The sequence below is a fragment of the Bradyrhizobium sp. CER78 genome, assembly GCF_029846235.1.
Lineage (GTDB): Bacteria > Pseudomonadota > Alphaproteobacteria > Rhizobiales > Xanthobacteraceae > Bradyrhizobium.
In genome coordinates, this window is sequence record NZ_JARVWP010000002.1 from 482,716 (window position 1) to 501,656 (window position 18,941).

Here is an 18,941-nt window from a genome sequence, read left to right on the forward strand (position 1 = left end):
TGGCGCGGCTATTGAGCGGCGCTGGCGCGGCGCTCGCCCTTGATCGCCGGCAGCACGCTCACCGGCGCGGCCTTCGGCATGTCGGACACCGATCCGGTCGCGACCGGATCGGGCAGCGGCGCGCGAGCGGTGGCGTCGGGGAAGCGGGTCTTCATCTCGCGGATGAAGCCGTCGAGCGTGTCGACGCTGGCGGCCATCCGTGCGATCTGGGCGAACTCCGCGCTCGAAGTCGCCACCGGCTTGCTGGCCGCGTCGAACGCCAGCTTGTCGGCATCGCCGGACATCAGCGGCGCGTATTTTTCGCGGAACCGGGACAGCCCGATGGCGTCCTCGGCGAGCGCGTAGCCGACCACGGCGCGGATGACGTCGGCCTTCTCGCTCGGATTGAGCGGGGTGAAATCGCGCCAGCGGTCGCCGTAATAGAGCTCGATCTGCTCGGATGCCTCGCGCCAGTGCCGCGACGCCCAGTAGATATCCGAACGCAGCCGGATCGCCTCGCGGCCGGTGATGTTCGAGATGATGTCGAGCGCGAGGTCGTGCCGTCCGACGTCGCTCTGTGCGCGCGCCTCGAGCAGCAGCCGCTGCTGGCGCAGTTCGCCGGAGAGGTCCGCGATCCGGGTCGAGCGCAGCGCGCCGATGGCGCGGTCAGGCTTGCGGTTCATCAGATAGACCATCGCAAGCCGCGCAGCGACCTGGGCGCGGGCCGCGCCTTCCAGCCGCTTGTCGACCTGGTACTGCAGGAGATCGGCGGCCTGGTCGAGCAGATCGACGCCGACGAGGCGGTCGGCGAGACGGCGGATCATCTCGTCGCCACGGCGACCGATCGGCGTCAGTTCGCGATATTCGTAGAAGGTGCCGAGCGCGTCGATCGGCGCCATCTCGTCGCCCTTGGGACCGAGATAAAGCTGCACGAACAGTGCCGAGGCGGCATCCTGCGCCTGGCGTGATTCCGGTGCGTTCGGCTGCAGCCGGGTCGCGGCACGCGTCACCGCGAAGGCGTCGGCATAGCGTGCGGTGTCGGCATAGATCTTCGACAGCACATAGAGCGTCTTCAGCTCGATATTGTCGCCGCGCCACAGCATCGACAACAGCTCGAGCTCCTTCAGCACATCGTCGCGGCCGAGCTCGCCGCGCTTCTGCTTGAGCAGCGTCTCCAGCAGCTTGCCTTCGGCGGCGGCCTGGCGGTCGGCCGAATTGGCGGCGAAGCGGTAGGCGTCGAGCGCATCCTTTTCCTGGCCGAGCGCTTCGGCGAGCCGGCCGCGCAGCACCGCAACCGCGGGCTTGAGTCCGTCGGGAACGCCGACCACGTCGAGATCGCTCTTGCGCCGCGCGGCGCCGGCATAGTCCTTGACCTCGAGCGAAGCCTTCATCGAATCCATGGTGACGATGCGCTGCAGGTCGGGCGGCAGCGTCGCGACCGCAAACTCGGCGTTCTTGAATTTTTCGCGCGCCTCGGCCCATTTGCCCTCGCGGGCGAAGGCGAGCCCCTTCCACAATTGGGAATCGTAGCCGTTGCCGATCACGGGATTGGCGAGATCCTTCAGGCCGCGCGCCGGGTGCCCGATCAGGATGCTGGCGACCGCGTGCACCATCACCGCGGACGGCGTCTCGCTACCGCGCTTGCTGTCGGACAGGATCAGGTTGGCGACGCCATGGGCTTCCTGGTACATGCCGCGCGCCATGTAGAAATCGGCGAGATCAAGCCGTGCCTGCGGCAGCTGCTCGGCATTGGCCGTCGAAGTCGCACCAATCAGGCTATCGAGCTGCTTGAGGAAATTTTCCGACTGGTTCTTGCGCCACTCGTCCGGATCGAACAGCGGCTTCACCGCCGCGGTCGCGCGCTCCGCGGCGACATCGGCCGACGACAGCGTCAGGCCGCCGGGCCGGCCCAGCATCACCTTGTCGGCGCCGACCTCGGCCTTGACGTCGTCGGCGTTCGGATGAACCACGACGCCGTGGATCGATTCCAACAGCGAGAGCTCGACGAAGTCCTGCCGCTTGATGATGCCGCGGGTCGGTGGCGGCGCGGTCACCACCCAGAGCGTATCGCCGGCATCGGGATCGACCAGTTTGTGGAGCTGGCCGGGATTGGCGAGCGGCACGCTGACATTGGCAAGCGACGGCTCGCTGATGTTGCGCACCACTGACAGCGGCAATGGCGGCTTCTGCACGCGGTCGGCAAAGGTGAGCGTCCAGCTCACGCCGCGCGAACGGTCGTCGCTTTCGAGCGACGGCATCTGCGGCCGGTTGAGGCGAAAGCGTACCGCCTGCCCCTTCTCCAGCGCGATCCGGCTGACATCTGCTATCAGCGAGCCGCCCTTGTCGCGGATCGGGTCGACATCGATCGCCTCAGGCGTATCGAACACCATCCACACCGTGTCGGCGCGGCGGAACAGTGCCGCCGGCGTCGGGCCGGGGAATGAGAACGTCACGCGAAGGCCGTCGCTGTCGCGCTGGGCGTCGACCGAGGACTTGGCACTGGACTTGGCGCCGGCGCGGGCTTCGGCAGGCGGCGATGGTGCAGCGGTGGGCTTCGGCGTCTCCATCGCCGGCGCGGCCGCGACAGCGGGCGCAGGCTTCGGCGCTTCGCTGACGGGCGCCTTGTTCTGCTCTGCCGCGGCACCGGCGCTGCCCTCACGCGGCGCGGGCGGCGCAGTCGCGTTCTCGGCGTCGGCCGCCGGTGCGGCCGCGATTTTCGGCAGTTCCGGATCGGGTAGCTCCGATCTCGGCTGCTCGGTTTTCGCGGGCGCTGCGGCCGGTTGTTCGGTCGTGGCCTGCTCGGGCTTGGCCGGCTCGGACTGCGCCGACTCAGACCTGGTCTGCTCGGATGTGGCCTGCTCGGCTTTCGGCGGCTCCGCTTTGGGTTGATCGGGCCGGATCTCGATCTTGGCCTGCCGCGCGATGCTTTCCGATGTCACCGGCGCGATCGCCGCTGCGCCCTTCTTGCCACGCGGCGTCGGCAACAACGAGCTCACCGAGGGTTTTGCCGCCTGCTGCTGCTCGCTCTGCTGGAAAGCGACATCGACGATGTAGTTCTTCTCGTCGCGGAACGAATGCACGTCGACATCGCCGATCAAGGTCACATCGACCGCCGAGGTGTCCGTGTCGGCGCGCGAGCTGATCGACGCGACGTTCGGCGGCGCCGCGACCTTGGCATCGGCCAGGTCGAAAGCCAGGACCGAGTTGAAGGACAGCGTCAGCTTCTGCTCGTTCAGCACCGAGGAGACGCTGACCCCGTCCGGAACCTCGAACACGAATCGGACGAAGGTCGGCTGCACCAGCGCGCGAACGCGGATCGGCGGCTTCTTCCTGGCGGCATCGGCCGCGCGCTGGATGCGCAGCAGCCGCTCGGCAGCGCGGGCGCGCTCCGCCAGTTCGCGGACCACATCCTGCGGCAGCGACGGCGGCGGGCCGGTCCAGCCATCGGGCAGGAAGTCGACGAAGATGCGCTCGCCGGCGGTCATGGTGTTGATGGTGACGCGGCGCGCCAGCGACAGGCGGATCGCCGAACCGTCCGGATCGCGGCGCGCGGCGCCGACATAATCCGGCACCGCATCGCCCAGCTTCTCGACCGAAATATCAACGGGACGCTTGAAGCGGATCACGATGATCGAGCCGGCGGTCGTGACCTCCGACTCGACATCCTCCTTCAGCTTCAGCACCAGCCTTGCATAGCCGTTCGCGGCCGAGAATGTCGCCTCCCCCGGCACCGGGTCATCGGCCCGCGCCACGGTCGAATATGTCAGGGTCGTCAAAGCAAGGCCGGCGGCGAGCAGGCACAGACGTGCGGTCCGCGCCCAGGCGCGGCCTAGCGACCATGTTTCAGCGGCAGCCGTTCGCGCCATCTCGAAACGTCTTCTCGGGACCTCAGCCATACCAGCGCGAAGCGCCCTCGCCCACGCGTCCCGATCTTGGATCGGGCGGCGTTAAGGAGCTGTTAACGTAAACCCATCGACCGCATTTTCGGGGCGCGGCGTATGCGCCTGGTTCCGCATTCACTCACCCGATTGCCGAGCGGCCGATCGCGCTGATCTCAGATGCAGAGTTAACTCTCCGAATGAGCCCGGGAATACCCGGCCTTGCCTGGCCCGGAAGCGCGATGATAAATTCGACTATTGATTGATTTAAGCCCTTTTCAAACCAAAAGTTATGAACGACGTGGCACGCCGGAATGCTTTTGCAGGAGACGACCCGGCGCAGGCAATTGTCTGCGCTCTCCTGATCGCTTTTGCGATCTTGCCGTTCGTCAGTGGTAACGGCGAGGGCCCCGGGTTCGATTTTTCATGTTTCTGGGGCGCGGGCACGTTGGCGCTCGATGGCCACGCGGCCGCAGCTTACGACTGGGAGCAACTGCGTCAGCAGCTTCTCCTTCGGTTGCCGCCGATCGATCAACTCCGTTTTCCCTACGATCAGATTCCACTGCCGTTCTTTTATCCGCCAGTGTTTCTTCTGGTCCTGGCGCCGCTCGCGCTGCTGCCGTTTCCGGCCGCGTTCTGGGTTTGGAGCGCAGCAAAACTGTCTTGCTGGCTCCTTGTCATCTACGCCATTCGGCCACGCCCTGGTGCCCTGCTGCTGGCACTCGCGACCCCGCCGGTCTTCTACGATGTGTTTCACGGCCAAACCGGGCTGCTTGCCTCAGCGTTGCTCGGTGGCATCCTGCTGAAGCTGGACAGGCGCCCGCTCCTCAGTGGCTTTCTGATCGCGCTGCTCGTCTTCAAACCTCAATTCGGTGTCCTGCTTCCCTTCGTGTTGATCGCGACCAGGCGTTGGAACGTCATTATCAGCGCAGCTTTGGCAACTCTGGCTCTCGTGCTGCTCACCGGAGCGAGCTTCGGCTGGGATACGTTCAAGGCATTCGGCGAAGGGGCAACGACTGTATCGACGCGGCTTCAGGCTGGTGGAGGGGTCGCCTGGTATAATCTGTCGAGTGTTTATGGGCTGCTGCGGGTTGCCGACCTTGGTTACGGACTGGCTTGGTCGCTCCATATGGCCGTCGCGGCAGCCGCGCTGGTTTGGGTGGTCATGCTATGGCGTCGCAACGTCAGCTTCGCCCTTCAAGCGGCGAGCCTGCTTGCGGCTACACCGCTGATGTCTCCCTACTTCGTCATCTACGATCTTCCGATCCTGGCGATGGCGCTGGTCTTCCTGATGACGGCTGACGTCGATCAGGGCTCGCCGGTCGCCAATCGGCGGGCCATCCGTATCGGTCTCGGTGTCATCGTCGTCCTGGGATACGCTTTCCCGTTCGTGCTGGTGCCCGTTGGTCCGTTCATGTGCGCAACGGTGATCGCGATCATCTGGATGAAATGCAGGCAACCCGATCTCAGGCCGGATCCGGCTTACGGCTGAAGCTGCCGACAGCTGGCAATTGACGGGCTCCTCGACCAGACCCCGTCAATTCGTCTTCGGTGCAAGCATCTTGCCTTCGATCTTGGGGAGATCGTCTGTCGATGCCGACTTGTCGCCGCCGGCGCGGCGGGCGAGTTCGACCGTGAGCCGCTCGGCGGCTTCGGGCTGCATCAAGCCCATGATGTCGGACATCTTGCGCGGCTGGATCTGCGAGGCGATCTGGTAGAGCACGTTCATCTCCAGGCGATCGAACACCTTGGCAGCATCCTTCGGCTTCATGTTCTCGTACATGGTGACGATGCCCTTGAAGCGTGCGGCCTCGGCTTCCGCCTTGGCCGCGGCGTCGGCGTTCGCCTTGGCATCGTTGGCCTTGGCTTCCTCGACCTTGGCCTCGATGCGCTTCTCGGCGGCCTTCAGGAGGCTCTCGCGGATCTCGACCTCGCGGGCGCGCGTCTCGAGCTCCTGGCGGCGTGACTGCAACCGTTCCAGGATCGCGCGTTCGGACGCCGACACCGGCGCCGGCGCATCGAGATTGACCACGACGCCGTCGGGCTTGGACGGCTCCGCGGCCGGCGCCGCCGGCTTCGGGGCCTCTTCCTTCTTGTCGTCCTTCTTGGCGTCCTTGTTCTCGACCGATCCCGTGATGTCGCCGGGATCGGGCTTGTTCTTGCTGTCGACGACCGCCCTGCCGCCGCCGGGGAAGTTGAAATTCTGCTGCGCCCAAGACGGGCCGGCCGGACTGGCCGGCGGCGCGTCGTCGGCGAACACGTAACCGCCATCGAGCACGAGGCCCGCGACCTTCAGCACCATCAGGCCGAAGATCGCGACCAGCACCACAGGCATCACTCTGATGTCACGAAGCAACTTCATGCAGCGAGGCCGCCGGCCCTCCTGCGCTCGGTGAAGGCTTCAGCCGCCGCGGCAACCGCGCGCGCGGCGGAAACCCGCGGCGCCGGCGCCACCGGGGCTGTGGGCGCGGCTGGCTGGGCCGGTGCGCGCGCGGGCTCCGGCGGCCGCGCGGCCGCCGCGATCTTGGACAGGCGGCGGACCACGCCGTCACCCTCGGCGAGCTGGGTCTTCAGCAGCGCCGACATCTGCGTCGCCGCATCGAGCTGGTTGCCGAGATTCTCGTTGACGTCGCGCACCGCGTGCTTCAATCCGCCGATCGCCCGCTCGGCGATCTCGGTCGCGGTGATTAATTCCGCGATCGTCGCCTTCAGCGAATGCTCGTCCGCCTTCAGCCGCTGCAGGCGCTTGTTGAGCAGCCAGCAGTAACCGATCGTCAGCATCAGCAGCACGGCTACCAGACTCTCGATCGCTAGTCCAAGCACATGACTCATGGTGCCTCCATCATTTTGGTCCGCTCGTCCGCCTTCTCGAACATCGCGAAGGTGGTTTGGGGTTTACGCAAATTCTTGGTGACGCGGATCGCGACACGGTCGCCGACGCGGCCCATGCGGCCTTCCGTCAGGGTGACGTTGCCGCAACGCACCGAGACCAGCGCGTCGGAGCGGATGTCCAGGGGCAGCGTGTCGCCGACCTTGAGCTTCATCAGCTCCTTCAGCGGGATGTCGGCCTCGTACAGCACCGCATCGACCGCAATCTCGGCCTGCGCCACCTCGGTCGCGAAATGGCCTTCCCAGATCGGGTCGCGGCCGAATTTTTCGCCCATGAACATCTGCAACAGCACGTTGCGGATCGGTTCGATGGTGGCGTAGGGCAACAGCAATTCGACATTGCCGCCGCGGTCTTCCATGTCGATGCGCAGGCGGACTAGGATCGCGGCGTTGGCCGGACGGCTGATCGCGGCAAAGCGCGGATTGGTCTCGAGCCGGTCGATCGAGAACGTCACCGGCGACAGCGGCCGGAACGCCTGCTCGGCATCCGACAGCACCACCTCGACTAGGCGCTTGACCAGATTGGTCTCGATCGTGGTGTAAGGCCGGCCCTCGATCCGCAGCTGGGTCTGGCCGCGGCGGCCGCCGAGCAGCACGTCGATCATCGAATAGATCAGGCTGGAATCGACGGTGGCGAGCCCAAAATTCTCCCACTCCTCAGCCTTGAACACCGAGAGCACCGCCGGCAGCGGGATCGAGTTCATGTAGTCGCCGAACCGCACCGAGGTGATGCGGTCGAGCGAGACCTCGACGTTGTCGGAGGTGAAATTGCGCAAGCTGGTCGTCATCAACCGCACCAGGCGGTCGAACACGATTTCGAGCATCGGCAGACGCTCGTAGGACACCATCGCGGAATCGATGATGGCGCGGATGCCGGAATGGTCGTCGAGGCTGACGTCGCCGACCGTGAAGCCGAGGAGATTGTCGATCTCCTCCTGCGACAGCACGCGCTCGCCATTGGTGCCCTTGCTGCCGAAGTCGCGGCTGCCGTCCTCGACCATGGCGGCCCATTGCAGCGCCATGTTCTCGGTGAGTTCGTTCTTGGCTGCCTCCGCCGCAGCGGCCGCGGGATCCTCGGAATCGAGCGAGGCTTCCCATTGGGCCGCAATGGCGTCCTGGTCCATCTGGTCGTTGCCGGCCATGGCTTTACATCCACCCCGTCACTGGATCACGACTTCCTTGAACAGCACGGCGTTGACCTGGTTGGGCGCCACCGCGAGGTTGACGCGCTTGGTCAGCTCCTCCTTGAGGCGGAACAGGCCGGCCGAGCCGTTGAGGTCGCTCGGGCGCAGCTCGCGCATATAGGTCTGGAACAGATCGGTGACACGCGGCAGCGCCGGCTTGATCGCCTCGACCTGCTTCTCTTCCTTGATCTCGAGCACGAGCTTCAGCTTGAGATATTGCACGCGCTCGCCGGGTGCGCCGACCAGGTTGACCAGCATGTCCGGCACGTCGACGAAGCTCGGCGGCTTCGGCGGCGGCGCTTCGGCGTGCTGCTCCTCGCCGTGGCCGCGCATGAAGAAGAACCATCCGCCCGCGCCCGCGCCGAGCACGACGAGGAAGCCGACGACGGCAATGATCAGCTTGAGCTTGCCCTTCTTCGGAGCGGCCGCGCCTTCGCCGCCTTCCGTCTTTTCCTCGTCCGCCATCGTCCGCCCGCTTCAACCTGAAGGATGCGAACGCGATTTGCCCCAGCTTTGGCCTGAAGACGCGATACAAATGCCGCCGGCGCACACGCGCCCCAATGCCGTCAACGCTAAGGTAATAATGGTTAACGGAAGCTTAGGATTTACCATCCACTAGGAAAAAACTGCCGGGCAAACATGGTCAACAAGACCTTTCTGCCGCCCTCCGCGCCCCCGGCTAGACACCTAAGCCACTCAAATACCTTAACATTTCAAGTTGGCACGGCTTTCGCTGAGAGGACGGCGTGACTGGCGGGTTTGGGAGAACCCAATGGTTACCGACGGTCCGGCGTGAAGGTTTGGGAGAACCTCTGCATCGGATCACCTCACAGGGGAGAACCGCCGATGCAGAATACGCTTCTGGTCGGACTATCGAAGCAGATGGTGCTGGAACGGCAGATGGATGTCGTTTCCAACAACATCGCGAACATGACCACCAACGGCTACAAGGCCGACCGATCGCTGTTCCAGGAGTATCTCTCCTCGAACGCGCATGAGGACAATTTCGCCGGCTCCGACCGCCGCGTCTCGTTCGTGCAGGACCGCGCCACCTTCCACGACTTCTCGCAGGGTCCGACCGAAGAGACCAAGAACCCGCTCGACGTCGCGATCGACGGCAACGCCTTCCTGGTGGTGCAGACGCCGGCCGGCGAGCGCTACACCCGCGAAGGCAATCTTCAGATCAACAACCGCGGCCAGCTGGTCACCGCCTCGGGCTACCAGGTGCTCGGCACCTCCGGCCCGATCACGTTCCAGCAGACCGATCACGACGTCAACATCGCCCCCGACGGCAACATCTCCGTGCTCGAGGGCACGTCCCGCCTCGACTCGATCCGCGGCAAGCTCCGCCTGGTCTCGTTCGCGCAGGCCCAGCGCCTGCTCAAGGAAGGCTCCAATCTCTACGCGCCGGGCGAAGGCGCGCAGCCGCTGCCGGACACCAAGTCCCAAATCCGCCAGGGCTTCATCGAGAAGTCGAACGTCAATTCCGTCGTCGAGATGAGCCGCATGATCGAGATCACGCGGACCTACACCCAAATCGCCTCGCTGCTGCAGCAGCAGAGCGACCTGCACAAATCGGCGATCGAGAAGCTCGCCGACGTGCCGAACTGATCCGGGGGATTGACCGATGCGCGCACTTTATACCGCAGCGACCGGAATGGCGGCACAGGAACTCTCTGTTCAGGTGATCTCCAACAACATCGCGAACCTGCGCACCACCGGCTACAAGAAGCAGCGTGCCGCGTTCCAGGACCTGATCTACGACCATGTGCGCCGGGTCGGCGCGCAGGCCTCCGACCAGAACACCATCATGCCGATGGGCATCGACCTCGGCGGCGGCGTGAAGACCGTCGGCACGCCGCGCATGATGACCCAGGGCACGCTGTCGCCGACCGGCAACGATCTCGACATCGCGATCCGCGGCGAGGGTTTCTTCAAGATCCTGATGCCGGACGGCACCTTCACCTACACCCGCGACGGTTCGTTCCAGATGGACAATCAGGGCCGCATCGTCAACGCGCAGGGCAATCTGGTGCAGCCGACGATCACGATCCCGCAGAACGCGTCCGGCCTCACCATCAATGCGCAGGGCCAGGTCTCGGTGACGCTGCCGGGCCAGACCGCATCGACCAACATCGGCACGATCGGCCTGACCCGCTTCATCAACAAGGCCGGGCTGATGCCGATCGGCGACAATTTGTTCCAGGAAACGCCGGCCTCCGGCCAGCCCCAAGACGGCACCGCCAACACCGACGGCTATGGCGACATGCAGCAGAGCAACCTCGAACAGGCCAATGTCGAGGTGGTCTCGGAAATCTCCGACCTGATCGCGGCGCAGCGCGCCTACGAGATGAACTCGAAGGTGGTCTCCGCCGCCGACCAGATGATGCAGTCGACCTCCAACCTGTTCCGCTGAGGATGATGTCGATGATCGCCCGCTCACTCCTGATCGCCGCCGCACTTCTCGCCGCCTCGGTGAGTTCGGCTGCCGCGCAAAGCCGCAGCGAGACCATCGCGGCGCCGACGCTGCGCGCCAGCATCACGGTCGCGGACGACATCGTGCGGGTCGGCGACCTCATCGACAATGCCGGCAGCGCCGGCAGTATCGCGGTCTACCGCGCGCCTGATCTCGGCACCACGGGCACGCTGCCGGTCGCGCAGGTGCTCAACGTGCTGCGCGCGCACCAGGTGATCGGCGTCGACACCCGCGAGCTGAAGGAGATCACCGTCACGCGGCTCGCGCGCACCATCGACAGCAAGGAGATCGAGCAGCAGGTGTCGCGCGCCCTCGAGGGCCGCCACGGCCTCGGCCGGGCCGGCAACATTGCGCTGACCTTCGACCGCGATCCCGGCGATATCAGACTGGAGGCGACCAACACCGGCGCGATGCAGCCGATCGCCGTGCGCTACGACCCGCGCTCGACGCGCTTCGACGTCACCTTCGAGATCAGCAACGATTCCGGGGCGGCGCCGTACAAGCTGCGCCTCACCGGCACCGCGATCGAGACCATCGAGGCCGCCGTGCTGACCCGCAATGTCGAACGCGGCGACGTGCTGAAGGCCTCCGACGTGATGATCGAACGCCGTCCGAAGGCCGACATCGGCAACGACGCGGCGACGCGCGACGGCACCATCGGCATGCAGATGCGCCGCCAGCTCCGCGCCGGCCAGGCGCTGCGCGTCGCCGACATGGCGAAACCCGATCTCGTCACCCGCGACCAGAACGTCATGCTGATCTACCGCACCGCCGGCATCTATCTCACCATCCGCGGCAAGGCGATGGATGGCGGCGCCGAGGGCGACGTCGTCAGCGTGATGAACCTGCAGTCCAAGCGCGCCGTCTCCGGCGTCGTCACCGGCCGCGGCGAGGTCTCGATCTCGGTCGCGACCCCGCGTGCGGCACCCAGCGCCGACGCCACCACTTCAGATTCCGCTCCCGTCAAGCTGAGTTCAGTCGCACCAAACGCCGAGTAAGTTCATGTCCCAGTATCGTATCAACCGCCTCATCCTGACCGGTGCGCTGTTCGCACTCGGAACGATCGCCAGCGGTTGCTCGTCGATCGACCGTCTCTCCCAGATCGGCGAGCAGCCGAAGCTGACGTCGATCGACAATCCGACGACGCAGCCCGGCTACAAGCCGGTGCAGATGCCGATGCCGAAGCCCGAGGTCGCCTCCTACAGCCCGAACTCGCTGTGGCGCAGCGGCTCCCGCGCCTTCTTCAAGGACCAGCGCGCCGCGCGCGTCGGCGACCTCCTGACCATCACGGTGAATTTCACCGACAAGGCGGCGATCGCCAACGAGACCCAGCGCAGCCGCACCAATTCGGAAGACTCCGGGGTCAGCAACTTCTTGGGCTCGCAGACCATCACGCAGGCCAACAAGATCCTGCCCGGCAAGATCCTGACCGCCGAGTCCACGGCGTCCAGCGACGGCAAGGGCTCGGTGAACCGGCAGGAAGCGTTACAGACCAGCGTCGCTGCGGTCGTCACCCAGGTGTTGCCGAACGGCAATCTGGTGGTCGAGGGCAAGCAGGAGATTCGCGTCAACTTCGAAATCCGCGAGCTGATCGTGGCCGGCATCGTCCGCCCGGAGGACATCCAGAGCGACAACACCATCGACTCCTCGAAGATCGCCCAGGCCCGCATCGCCTATGGCGGCCGCGGCCAGATCACCGACGTGCAACAGCCGCGCTACGGCCAGCAGGTTCTCGACGTGCTCTTGCCCTTCTAGCCGCGTGATCCCGAAGGTTTCGGATCAGGATCATGCCTGAGTAAGACTTTCACGAGCTCCCACATCTCGTCGCGAACCTAGGCGCGGCGCGGTGTACCAACACGGCCCTCGCCAGCTCCCCTGGCGGGGGCCGTGGCATTTGGAGCGCGCCAAACACACCAAGAGCCCCGCTTCGATTCGATCGGAACGGAAAGGCTCTTGTGACCGGTCGCATGCACTCGCGCTGTTGTCGTACACCAGTCCGATACCGCTTCGCGCAAGTCGTGCGATCGCCTTCTCGGTTCGTTAACCGTCGCAGCAGCGCGCAGTAGCAGTCCCGGCGCTTGCAACGTAGCAAGAGGACAACGCAGGGTTTTCTGTTTGTATGACGGTCATGCAAAGAGACGGGCAATATGCGGCGTGGTTCCGGACGCCGCGGGGTGAAGGCACCGGAATAGTCCAGCTCGCAAATGGCAGGATCAGCGGCGGCGACGCCATGTTCACCTATGGCGGCTCCTATCAGCTCGATGAGGACCGCTTCACCGCGGTGCTGACGACGCGCCGATATGCCGACGGCCCGTTCACCACCGTGTTCGGCTGCGACGAGGTCGAGGCCGAGCTGACCGGCTCGTTCAGCGGCAATCGCGCGGTGTGCATGGGAACGGCCAAGCAGGCTCCCGGCGTGGTGTTCGAAGCCACGCTGTTTCTGCAGCAACCGGAAGCCGCGCCAACGCCGCCGCCGAAATCCGCGCCGGCTTCCGCCGGCCTTGCAAGGCTGCCAAAGCCCACTGTCAGCCGCCGCGCGCCGAATCCGTTCGCGGGCAAGCGCTTCGTCTGAGCCGCCCCCTTCCCGATGGCGTCCGCGCCCGAGCCGGCGTACGATCATGCCTGCGCGTCAAGCGCAGCCCGATCGATCCAGCCGGAAGGAGCAAGCCATGTATGCCGCCATCCGTCAGGCCAAGGCAAAGACCGGCACCGCCGAAGAACTCGCGCGCCGGATCAAGGAAGGCGCGATCCCGATCATCAGCGACGTCGAAGGCTTCATGGCCTATTACGTGGTCTATGCCGGCGACGACACCGTCACCGCGATCAGTGTCTTCAACAATCATGCCGGCGCCGAGGAGGCCAATCGCCGCGCACTGGCCTGGATCGACGACAATCTCGGTCCCTTGCTGGTCGGCCAGGCCACCGCTGTTGCGGGTCCAGTGATCGTGCACACAATGGCATGATGGCCGCAACAGGGTTGCGGGTCCAGTGATCGTGCACACGATGGCGTAACGGCCGCTCCTCCGGCAAACTTCACCCGGCAGAACTTTCCCGCGGCACGTCAGGCGCGCGCCGCGTGGTCGCGATCTGCTTGAAAACACTGAGCTGGCGCATGGCACGCCATTTGCTCCGCGATTGCAGCATTGCAACGGGGACAGCGCGCGCAGATGACGTCCATCTCGGCCTTCGGATCGGTCACAGCCGGCATAACGACTGGCACATTGAAGAAGCCGCTGACGGCCGATGCTTCCGGGTCCACGCAAGCCACCGGCGGCAGCTCTTCCGACGACAGCGTCGAGCAGAAGTTTCTCAAATACGCGAAGATGAGCCCGATGGACCGCATGCGCGCCAACATCCTCAAGAGCATGGGACTGTCGGAACAAGACCTGAAGACCATGACGCCGGATCAGCGCGCCGCGGTCGAGCAGAAGATCAAGGAGCTGATCGAGCAGGCGTTCCAGAAGAACGCCGGCAAGGCCGGCCAGGCGGTCGACATCTCGGCCTAGAGGGGCCGCGTGCGGCGCGACGCACGACCGAAATTGCTAGATCGGATAGCGCCATTTGAGCGCGCGCCGCACGAACACCAGAGCCACGGCATCCACGAGGAGCGCGAGCCAAAGCAACGCCGGCGTCGACCGCAAGCTCATGCCGCCGCGATCACCGGAATTGGCCGTCAGCAACGCCGAGATCGCGTCCGGGTCCGACGATGTGGCGAGCCGGGTTGTGATCATCTTGACGGATGGCCTTAAGGGAGAATTGAGAGTCTGCCGCTCACATGCGTACCACAGCGCACCAGAATGACTCGTACCCCAAACGGCACGCACGGGATAAGGAAAGGCGGTCGTCTCGATGGACGGATCATTCTGGCGAGGCTTTCTGTTCGGCGGAGCAGTCGCGCTGATTTTGCCGCTCCTGTTTGCCCACACCATGTCGGATCATTCGACACAAGTCGGTCAGGCCATAGCGTTGCTCATCATGTTCGCGCCCGGCACCGTGCTTCCGCCTCTCATGTTCGTCGGGGCTCTGGCCGGCGGGTGCATTTTCAGAGCAGTCTCCGCGATCAAGGAACCGTCATCGAAGAGGTGACAGGCCAGTTCCGGCCCTGCACGGCCTCAGCGCGCGAGCCGGCGGCTAACACTCAATCGCGGCTCACGGCTTCTTCTTCGCGGCTGCGCGAGCGCCCGCGGCTTTCTTCGCCGACTTCTTCACCGTCTTCTTCGACTTGGCCTGGTTGAGCTCGATCGCGGCACGGATCAGGGCCTTCAGCGCGGGAGCGTTGATCTTGTCGCCCTCGAACAGGTCGATCGCGCGCCGCACATTGCCCTCGAAGCCGGTGTTGAACAGCTTGTCGGGGTCCGGGAGCTGAGCGCCATACATGAAGGTCAGCTTCACCTTGCCCTTGTGCGCATTGCCGACCGCGATGATGCCGTCGCGCGACCACACCGGGCTGCCCATCCACTTCCACTCCTCGATGATGCCGGGATCGGCGGCGAGGATGCTCTTGCGCAGGCCGGCGAGCGTCTTGCCGCGCCAGTCGGTGAGATCCTCGATCATCTGGTCGATACGTTCCGATGCCGTCATTGCTGCCTCACGTTTCCTCGGCTGCCCTAATCAATCATACTTGCGATGCCGAGGTCGATCCCCCGAGCCGACGCCGCGGCGCCAGATAGGGCAACGCGAACAGATATAGCCCGCTGAGCAGCATCAGGATCAGCGGGAACAGCGCCAGCAGGCCGATCCAGGTCGCCTGCTGCTGCAGCACCATGGCGACGATGTTGATGATGACCGCGATCGTGAAGACGATCGAAAGCCAGCGGTGCGATTGCCTGATCCAGTTGTTCCAGTTCAATGTGACCTCCTGTTTGGGGATATTGTAAGTACGATCGTCATTGCGAGCGAAGCGAAGCAATCCATCGCTCCGCACGCGCTGACGCATGGATTGCTTCGTCGCTATCGCTCCTCGCAATGACGGGGATAGATTAGCGAACACCTCAGTCACGGCCGATGGACGACATGATCGGTGTCAGCCTTCGCGCACCAGCAGTTGATCGAGCTTCTCGAAAAACTGCTTCCACCCGGCATGGGCGCCGCCATAGGCCTGCTTCTGATGCGGCTGGAAGCCGGACTGCTCGACGCGCAGATGGGTGCCACGCGCCGTCGGCGTCAGTGTGAAGACCACCACGCTCTCGAGATTGTAGGCGGCATCCTCATGCGCGAAATTCCAGGTGTAGGACAGCGTCTTGTGCGGCTCGATGGCGAGCACCTTGCAGTCCAGCACGCCGCCCCACTCGCCGCGCAGATTGAAGCTGTGCCCGACCTCGGGCTTGAAGTCGTTCTTCATCAGCCACTCCTCCATCAGATGCGGTTGGGTCAGCGCGCGCCAGAGCTTTTCCGGCGGATGAGGAAACTCGCGCTCGACGATCGCCGAGCGCGTCTCAGGGGTGGTGTTGTTCATTGGTCCATCCTTTTGAGGAGATCTTCGAGGTGGTCGAACCGGTTCTGCCAGAAGCCGGCCATCTGGCTGGTCCAGTCGATCAGCGGCGCCAGCGCGCCGAGTTGCGCGCTGTAATGCGTCTGCCGTCCTTCATGGCGATCGCGCACCAGCCCGGCCTGCTTCAGCACGCCGAGATGCTTTGACACCGCCGGCTGAGAAATCCTCGCCCGCGCCGTCAGCGCGCTGACGGTCTGCTCACCCTCGCGGCACAGGCGCTCGAAGATCGCCCGGCGGGTCGGGTCTGCGAGAGTTCGAAACAGCACGTCGTGAGCGTCTGGCATTTGCAATCAATAACCCGTTGATTATGGATAAACGTATAACCAACCAGCTATGAATTAGTCAATAGGAAACTTGCAGAGGTGATTTGAGCCGGAATTTCATGCCGTTCAGCAGCTCACCCCACCGGCCCTCCCCTTACTCACATAGCCCAATGGTTATTTACGCTGGCGAACGGGTCGTGGATCGCAGGATGGGTGCGATCGGGCACCCGGCTTTCCCTGCGCCCTCTTCGGAGAGAGGGCGAAACGAAATGCAAAGCTCGGGCAATCATGTCGCGAGAATGCGAAGCGGCGTCCCCATCCTCAGCTGTCATCGCCCGGCTCGACCGGGCGATCCAGTACGCCGCGGCCCATCGGCTCAACAACGACTGCCTCTGGAATACTGTATCACCCGCAGGCGCAGGCGCGGGTGATGACACCGCGTGTTTGACATCTTGAATCGAGAACCATCCCGTCATCCTGGCGAAAGCCAGGACCCATTACCCCGAAAGCTCATTGCTGCGCGATGCTGGGGCGACGATCCCTCTTACAATTCGGCGCGGTGGTGATGGGTCCTGGCTTTCGCCAGGACGACGACGCGTGGACGTCGCGGCCCCGAGCCCGTCAATGCATGTCGTTGCGAAGACCCAGCGCATCACCTACAAATTTCGCGCGGATGCGGTCCTTGTTCATGGAGAACCTTGATGTGCCAGCTCTGCGACGTCACACCTCCCGGCCAGCCTTCCCGGCGCCGCTTCCTCGCCGCCGCGGCGTGCACCGCCGCCAGCCTCGCCTTCGTATCATCGGTCTCCGCCAAGGAAACAAAGCCGCCGCCGAAGCCGCAGAACGTGCTGCCGCCGGACGCCGCGCTCGACCGGCTGGTGAAGGGCAATCTCCGCTATGTCGAAGGCGTGTCGCGGCGGCATGATTTCAAGCATGAGCGCGAGGCGCTGGCCGGCGGACAGAATCCGTTCGCCGGCATCCTGAGTTGCGCGGATTCCCGCATCGCACCGGAATACGCTTTCGACACCGGCCGCGGCGATCTGTTCGTCTGCCGCGTCGCCGGCAATTTCGCCAGCGACGAGATGATCGCGAGCCTCGAATATGCATCGTCGGTGCTCGGCGTGCCGCTGTTCATGGTGCTCGGCCACGACAGCTGCGGGGCGGTCGACGCCGCGATCAAGTCGCTGAAGGACAACACCACCCTGCCCGGCCATCTGCCCTCGCTCGTCACTGCGATCGCGCCGGCGGTGAAGGCGACCGAGGGCAAGCCGGGCGACCACCTCGCCAACGCCATCAGGCAGAACGTCATGGACAACGTCGCGAAGCTCAAGACGGCGACGCCGATCCTCAACGCCGCGGTCGATCAGGGCAAGCTCAGGATTGTCGGCGCGGTCTATCGGCTGACCGACGGCAAGGTCGAGCTGGTCACGGACGGCAAGCGGCCGGCGACTTGAACCTCGGCGCCACCTGCGACCACTGAAGCCAAGAACGACATCGCGTGAGCGAGATGGAGAAGGCGGATGTGGCGCCGGCGCGGACGGATGGCTGGAGTGCTGCTGCTGGTCGCGGCCTCGTTCCCGGCGCGCGCCGGCGTCGAGCCCTGCAACACCGCACAGAAGCGGATCGAAATGACCGCGTTGCTCCGCCGTGCCGCGGAGGACCGGCCGGTCAACATCACCTTCGCAACCCGGGCCGATGGCGTGAAGTTGCCCGCCGCCGTGATCGAGAAGTACCCCGAGGAGATCACGATCATCCTGCAGCACGAATTCGATCGGCTCGTGGTCGGGGATGACGGCTTCGAGGTCGGCGTCTGGTTCAATCGCAAATACGCCAGGCTGGCCGTGCCGTTCGACGCGGTCCGAAGCCTGTGGGACGGCAAGGTACTGATGTGTACGAACGATCAACTGTAGGAAACGATAACGTCCCTACGCAGAAGGCGCGCAAAGTCAGATGAACGTCGCTTCCACCTTGCCAAGGCCGTCGAGCTCCATCACGACCACATCACCCGCCTTCAGCCACACCGTCTTGACCAGGCTGCCGGTCATCACGATCTGGCCGGCATGCAGGCCGCGCCCCTCGGCGGCGAGATGATTGGCAAGCCAGGCGAGCGCGTTGTGGGGATGGCCAAGCACGTCGGCGCCGGTGCCGCGCCCCTCCTCCTTGTCATTGACGATCGCGCGTCCCACGACCTTGCGCAGATCCGGCACGGTAATGCGCGGCACGGCCTCGCCGAGCACGCAGCCGGCGGCGAAGAAGTCGTCGGCGATCAGTGTCGGCGCACCGAGCGTCTCCCATTTGACGTAACGGTCATCGACGATCTCGATTGCGGGATGGTAGGCCTCGATCGCTTCCGCGACCCATTCGGCGGTGAACGGCGCCTCGCTCGCAGCCAGATTGCGCGCCAGCCGCACCGCGATCTCGCATTCGACGCCGACATGGACGAAATCGGCGGCCGGCAGCTGCACGCCGCTGTCATGCACGACCTTCTCGAACACGCCGCCGCCACAGGGGTGCGGGATGTTGATGTACTCCTGCATGACCGCGCTGGTGCAGCCGATCTTGTAGCCGACGAGGCTGCCGACCTGCGGCTGCAACAAATCGTGCAGCGCGTACTGCACCTGGTAGCCTTCGGCCTCGTCGAGCGGCACGACGTCCTTCGGAAGCGCCTTGAGCGGCGTGCGGTTGCGACGCGCGCTGGCAATCGCCTTAGCGGCCGCGAGGACCCGATCCATCTGCGCAGCCTCCCTGTTGGTCACGGTGGCGCGGTGGCGCCTTCCGTCT

At 64.8% G+C, this 18,941-nt stretch carries 22 protein-coding genes; 11 read left to right on the top strand and 11 right to left on the bottom strand.

Going from position 1 to position 18,941, the window contains the following annotated elements:
- Nucleotides 1-8 precede the first annotated feature (8 nt).
- Nucleotides 9-3,845, bottom strand: a complete 3,837-nt coding sequence (locus QDT69_RS05335; protein ID WP_279705579.1) for a tetratricopeptide repeat protein — start codon at nt 3,843-3,845, stop codon at nt 9-11.
- Between the two features lie 304 nt (nt 3,846-4,149).
- Between QDT69_RS05335 and QDT69_RS05340 the strand changes: the two genes are divergently transcribed.
- Nucleotides 4,150-5,349, top strand: coding sequence for a glycosyltransferase family 87 protein (locus QDT69_RS05340; RefSeq protein WP_279705580.1), 1,200 nt, complete (start codon nt 4,150-4,152; stop codon nt 5,347-5,349).
- A 45-nt stretch (nt 5,350-5,394) separates the two neighbouring features.
- Here the strand turns inward: QDT69_RS05340 and QDT69_RS05345 are convergent, their stop codons facing one another.
- Genes QDT69_RS05345 through fliL form a run of 4 tightly spaced genes read right to left on the bottom strand, consistent with a single transcriptional unit; the run spans nt 5,395 to nt 8,395 of the window.
- A complete protein-coding gene (locus tag QDT69_RS05345; RefSeq protein ID WP_279705581.1) occupies nt 5,395-6,219 on the bottom strand; it encodes a flagellar protein FlbB in 825 nt (274 codons plus the stop codon).
- Nucleotides 6,216-6,689, bottom strand: coding sequence for a DUF6468 domain-containing protein (locus tag QDT69_RS05350; protein WP_279705582.1), 474 nt, complete (start codon nt 6,687-6,689; stop codon nt 6,216-6,218). Before QDT69_RS05350 ends, QDT69_RS05345 begins: the two co-directional genes overlap by 4 nt.
- Nucleotides 6,686-7,888, bottom strand: a complete 1,203-nt coding sequence (fliM, locus tag QDT69_RS05355; RefSeq protein WP_279705583.1) for a flagellar motor switch protein FliM — start codon at nt 7,886-7,888, stop codon at nt 6,686-6,688. The genes QDT69_RS05350 and fliM overlap by 4 nt, the downstream gene beginning before the upstream one ends.
- 18 nt (nt 7,889-7,906) lie before the next feature.
- Nucleotides 7,907-8,395 carry a flagellar basal body-associated protein FliL gene (gene fliL / locus QDT69_RS05360; protein ID WP_279705584.1) on the bottom strand — a complete coding sequence of 163 codons (489 nt, stop codon included), beginning with the start codon at nt 8,393-8,395 and terminating at the stop codon, nt 7,907-7,909.
- Nucleotides 8,396-8,776: 381 nt separating this feature from the next.
- Here fliL and flgF point away from each other — a divergent pair, with 381 nt between their 5' ends.
- From flgF to QDT69_RS05395, 7 genes are all read left to right on the top strand, one after another.
- Complete coding sequence (flgF, locus tag QDT69_RS05365) at nt 8,777-9,541, top strand: flagellar basal-body rod protein FlgF (RefSeq protein WP_279705585.1); 765 nt, start codon at nt 8,777-8,779, stop codon at nt 9,539-9,541.
- Between the two features lie 16 nt (nt 9,542-9,557).
- Entirely contained in the window at nt 9,558-10,346 is a 789-nt protein-coding gene (gene flgG / locus QDT69_RS05370; protein ID WP_050631042.1) for a flagellar basal-body rod protein FlgG, read from the top strand.
- A gap of 5 nt (nt 10,347-10,351) precedes the next feature.
- Nucleotides 10,352-11,404, top strand: a complete 1,053-nt coding sequence (gene flgA / locus QDT69_RS05375) for a flagellar basal body P-ring formation chaperone FlgA (RefSeq protein ID WP_279705586.1) — start codon at nt 10,352-10,354, stop codon at nt 11,402-11,404.
- Between the two features lie 4 nt (nt 11,405-11,408).
- The gene (flgH, locus tag QDT69_RS05380) at nt 11,409-12,161 is read left to right on the top strand and encodes a flagellar basal body L-ring protein FlgH (protein WP_050424157.1); all 753 of its coding nucleotides are present in this window, start codon (nt 11,409-11,411) and stop codon (nt 12,159-12,161) included.
- 373 nt (nt 12,162-12,534) lie between these two features.
- Nucleotides 12,535-12,978 (top strand): hypothetical protein, encoded by a 444-nt coding sequence (locus tag QDT69_RS05385; protein ID WP_279705587.1) that lies wholly within the window; start codon nt 12,535-12,537, stop codon nt 12,976-12,978.
- 97 nt (nt 12,979-13,075) lie between these two features.
- Entirely contained in the window at nt 13,076-13,369 is a 294-nt protein-coding gene (locus QDT69_RS05390) for a hypothetical protein (RefSeq protein WP_050424156.1), read from the top strand.
- 204 nt (nt 13,370-13,573) lie between these two features.
- Nucleotides 13,574-13,912 (top strand): hypothetical protein, encoded by a 339-nt coding sequence (locus QDT69_RS05395; protein ID WP_279705588.1) that lies wholly within the window; start codon nt 13,574-13,576, stop codon nt 13,910-13,912.
- Nucleotides 13,913-13,948: 36 nt separating this feature from the next.
- Here QDT69_RS05395 and QDT69_RS05400 read toward each other — a convergent pair whose 3' ends face one another.
- Nucleotides 13,949-14,137 (bottom strand): hypothetical protein, encoded by a 189-nt coding sequence (locus tag QDT69_RS05400; protein ID WP_279705589.1) that lies wholly within the window; start codon nt 14,135-14,137, stop codon nt 13,949-13,951.
- A gap of 118 nt (nt 14,138-14,255) precedes the next feature.
- Here QDT69_RS05400 and QDT69_RS05405 point away from each other — a divergent pair, with 118 nt between their 5' ends.
- A complete protein-coding gene (locus tag QDT69_RS05405; protein ID WP_279705590.1) occupies nt 14,256-14,492 on the top strand; it encodes a hypothetical protein in 237 nt (78 codons plus the stop codon).
- 63 nt (nt 14,493-14,555) lie between these two features.
- Here the strand turns inward: QDT69_RS05405 and QDT69_RS05410 are convergent, their stop codons facing one another.
- The 4 genes from QDT69_RS05410 to QDT69_RS05425 form a co-directional block, all read right to left on the bottom strand.
- The gene (locus QDT69_RS05410; protein ID WP_279705591.1) at nt 14,556-14,987 is read right to left on the bottom strand and encodes a DUF1801 domain-containing protein; all 432 of its coding nucleotides are present in this window, start codon (nt 14,985-14,987) and stop codon (nt 14,556-14,558) included.
- A 34-nt stretch (nt 14,988-15,021) separates the two neighbouring features.
- Complete coding sequence (locus QDT69_RS05415; RefSeq protein WP_279705592.1) at nt 15,022-15,255, bottom strand: hypothetical protein; 234 nt, start codon at nt 15,253-15,255, stop codon at nt 15,022-15,024.
- Between the two features lie 174 nt (nt 15,256-15,429).
- A complete protein-coding gene (locus QDT69_RS05420; protein ID WP_279705593.1) occupies nt 15,430-15,861 on the bottom strand; it encodes an SRPBCC domain-containing protein in 432 nt (143 codons plus the stop codon).
- Complete coding sequence (locus QDT69_RS05425; RefSeq protein ID WP_074129070.1) at nt 15,858-16,181, bottom strand: metalloregulator ArsR/SmtB family transcription factor; 324 nt, start codon at nt 16,179-16,181, stop codon at nt 15,858-15,860. The genes QDT69_RS05420 and QDT69_RS05425 overlap by 4 nt, the downstream gene beginning before the upstream one ends.
- A gap of 680 nt (nt 16,182-16,861) precedes the next feature.
- Between QDT69_RS05425 and QDT69_RS05430 the strand changes: the two genes are divergently transcribed.
- Both QDT69_RS05430 and QDT69_RS05435 read left to right on the top strand, forming a co-directional pair.
- The gene (locus QDT69_RS05430) at nt 16,862-17,614 is read left to right on the top strand and encodes a carbonic anhydrase (RefSeq protein ID WP_279705594.1); all 753 of its coding nucleotides are present in this window, start codon (nt 16,862-16,864) and stop codon (nt 17,612-17,614) included.
- 66 nt (nt 17,615-17,680) lie between these two features.
- A complete protein-coding gene (locus QDT69_RS05435; protein ID WP_279705595.1) occupies nt 17,681-18,070 on the top strand; it encodes a ClpXP protease specificity-enhancing factor SspB in 390 nt (129 codons plus the stop codon).
- Nucleotides 18,071-18,106: 36 nt separating this feature from the next.
- On the opposite strand, the gene QDT69_RS05440 is transcribed toward QDT69_RS05435, so the two are convergent.
- Nucleotides 18,107-18,892, bottom strand: a complete 786-nt coding sequence (locus tag QDT69_RS05440; RefSeq protein WP_279705596.1) for a fumarylacetoacetate hydrolase family protein — start codon at nt 18,890-18,892, stop codon at nt 18,107-18,109.
- Between the last annotated feature and the right edge of the window lie 49 nt (nt 18,893-18,941).

What these genes read in the sequence shown, in the direction of transcription:
- fliM (WP_279705583.1), bottom strand. Translation starts at nt 7,888, where the DNA reads ATGGCCGGCAACGACCAGATGGACCAGGACGCCATTGCGGCCCAATGG.
- flgG (WP_050631042.1), top strand. Translation starts at nt 9,558, where the DNA reads ATGCGCGCACTTTATACCGCAGCGACCGGAATGGCGGCACAGGAACTC.
- QDT69_RS05390 (WP_050424156.1), top strand. Translation starts at nt 13,076, where the DNA reads ATGTATGCCGCCATCCGTCAGGCCAAGGCAAAGACCGGCACCGCCGAA.
- QDT69_RS05400 (WP_279705589.1), bottom strand. Translation starts at nt 14,137, where the DNA reads ATGATCACAACCCGGCTCGCCACATCGTCGGACCCGGACGCGATCTCG.
- QDT69_RS05420 (WP_279705593.1), bottom strand. Translation starts at nt 15,861, where the DNA reads ATGAACAACACCACCCCTGAGACGCGCTCGGCGATCGTCGAGCGCGAG.
- QDT69_RS05350 (WP_279705582.1), bottom strand. Translation starts at nt 6,689, where the DNA reads ATGAGTCATGTGCTTGGACTAGCGATCGAGAGTCTGGTAGCCGTGCTG.
- QDT69_RS05385 (WP_279705587.1), top strand. Translation starts at nt 12,535, where the DNA reads ATGCAAAGAGACGGGCAATATGCGGCGTGGTTCCGGACGCCGCGGGGT.
- QDT69_RS05435 (WP_279705595.1), top strand. Translation starts at nt 17,681, where the DNA reads ATGTGGCGCCGGCGCGGACGGATGGCTGGAGTGCTGCTGCTGGTCGCG.
- QDT69_RS05425 (WP_074129070.1), bottom strand. Translation starts at nt 16,181, where the DNA reads ATGCCAGACGCTCACGACGTGCTGTTTCGAACTCTCGCAGACCCGACC.
- fliL (WP_279705584.1), bottom strand. Translation starts at nt 8,395, where the DNA reads ATGGCGGACGAGGAAAAGACGGAAGGCGGCGAAGGCGCGGCCGCTCCG.
- flgF (WP_279705585.1), top strand. Translation starts at nt 8,777, where the DNA reads ATGCAGAATACGCTTCTGGTCGGACTATCGAAGCAGATGGTGCTGGAA.
- QDT69_RS05395 (WP_279705588.1), top strand. Translation starts at nt 13,574, where the DNA reads ATGACGTCCATCTCGGCCTTCGGATCGGTCACAGCCGGCATAACGACT.
- flgH (WP_050424157.1), top strand. Translation starts at nt 11,409, where the DNA reads ATGTCCCAGTATCGTATCAACCGCCTCATCCTGACCGGTGCGCTGTTC.
- QDT69_RS05405 (WP_279705590.1), top strand. Translation starts at nt 14,256, where the DNA reads ATGGACGGATCATTCTGGCGAGGCTTTCTGTTCGGCGGAGCAGTCGCG.
- QDT69_RS05410 (WP_279705591.1), bottom strand. Translation starts at nt 14,987, where the DNA reads ATGACGGCATCGGAACGTATCGACCAGATGATCGAGGATCTCACCGAC.
- QDT69_RS05430 (WP_279705594.1), top strand. Translation starts at nt 16,862, where the DNA reads ATGTGCCAGCTCTGCGACGTCACACCTCCCGGCCAGCCTTCCCGGCGC.
- flgA (WP_279705586.1), top strand. Translation starts at nt 10,352, where the DNA reads ATGTCGATGATCGCCCGCTCACTCCTGATCGCCGCCGCACTTCTCGCC.
- QDT69_RS05340 (WP_279705580.1), top strand. Translation starts at nt 4,150, where the DNA reads ATGAACGACGTGGCACGCCGGAATGCTTTTGCAGGAGACGACCCGGCG.
- QDT69_RS05345 (WP_279705581.1), bottom strand. Translation starts at nt 6,219, where the DNA reads ATGAAGTTGCTTCGTGACATCAGAGTGATGCCTGTGGTGCTGGTCGCG.
- QDT69_RS05335 (WP_279705579.1), bottom strand. Translation starts at nt 3,845, where the DNA reads ATGGCGCGAACGGCTGCCGCTGAAACATGGTCGCTAGGCCGCGCCTGG.
- QDT69_RS05440 (WP_279705596.1), bottom strand. Translation starts at nt 18,892, where the DNA reads ATGGATCGGGTCCTCGCGGCCGCTAAGGCGATTGCCAGCGCGCGTCGC.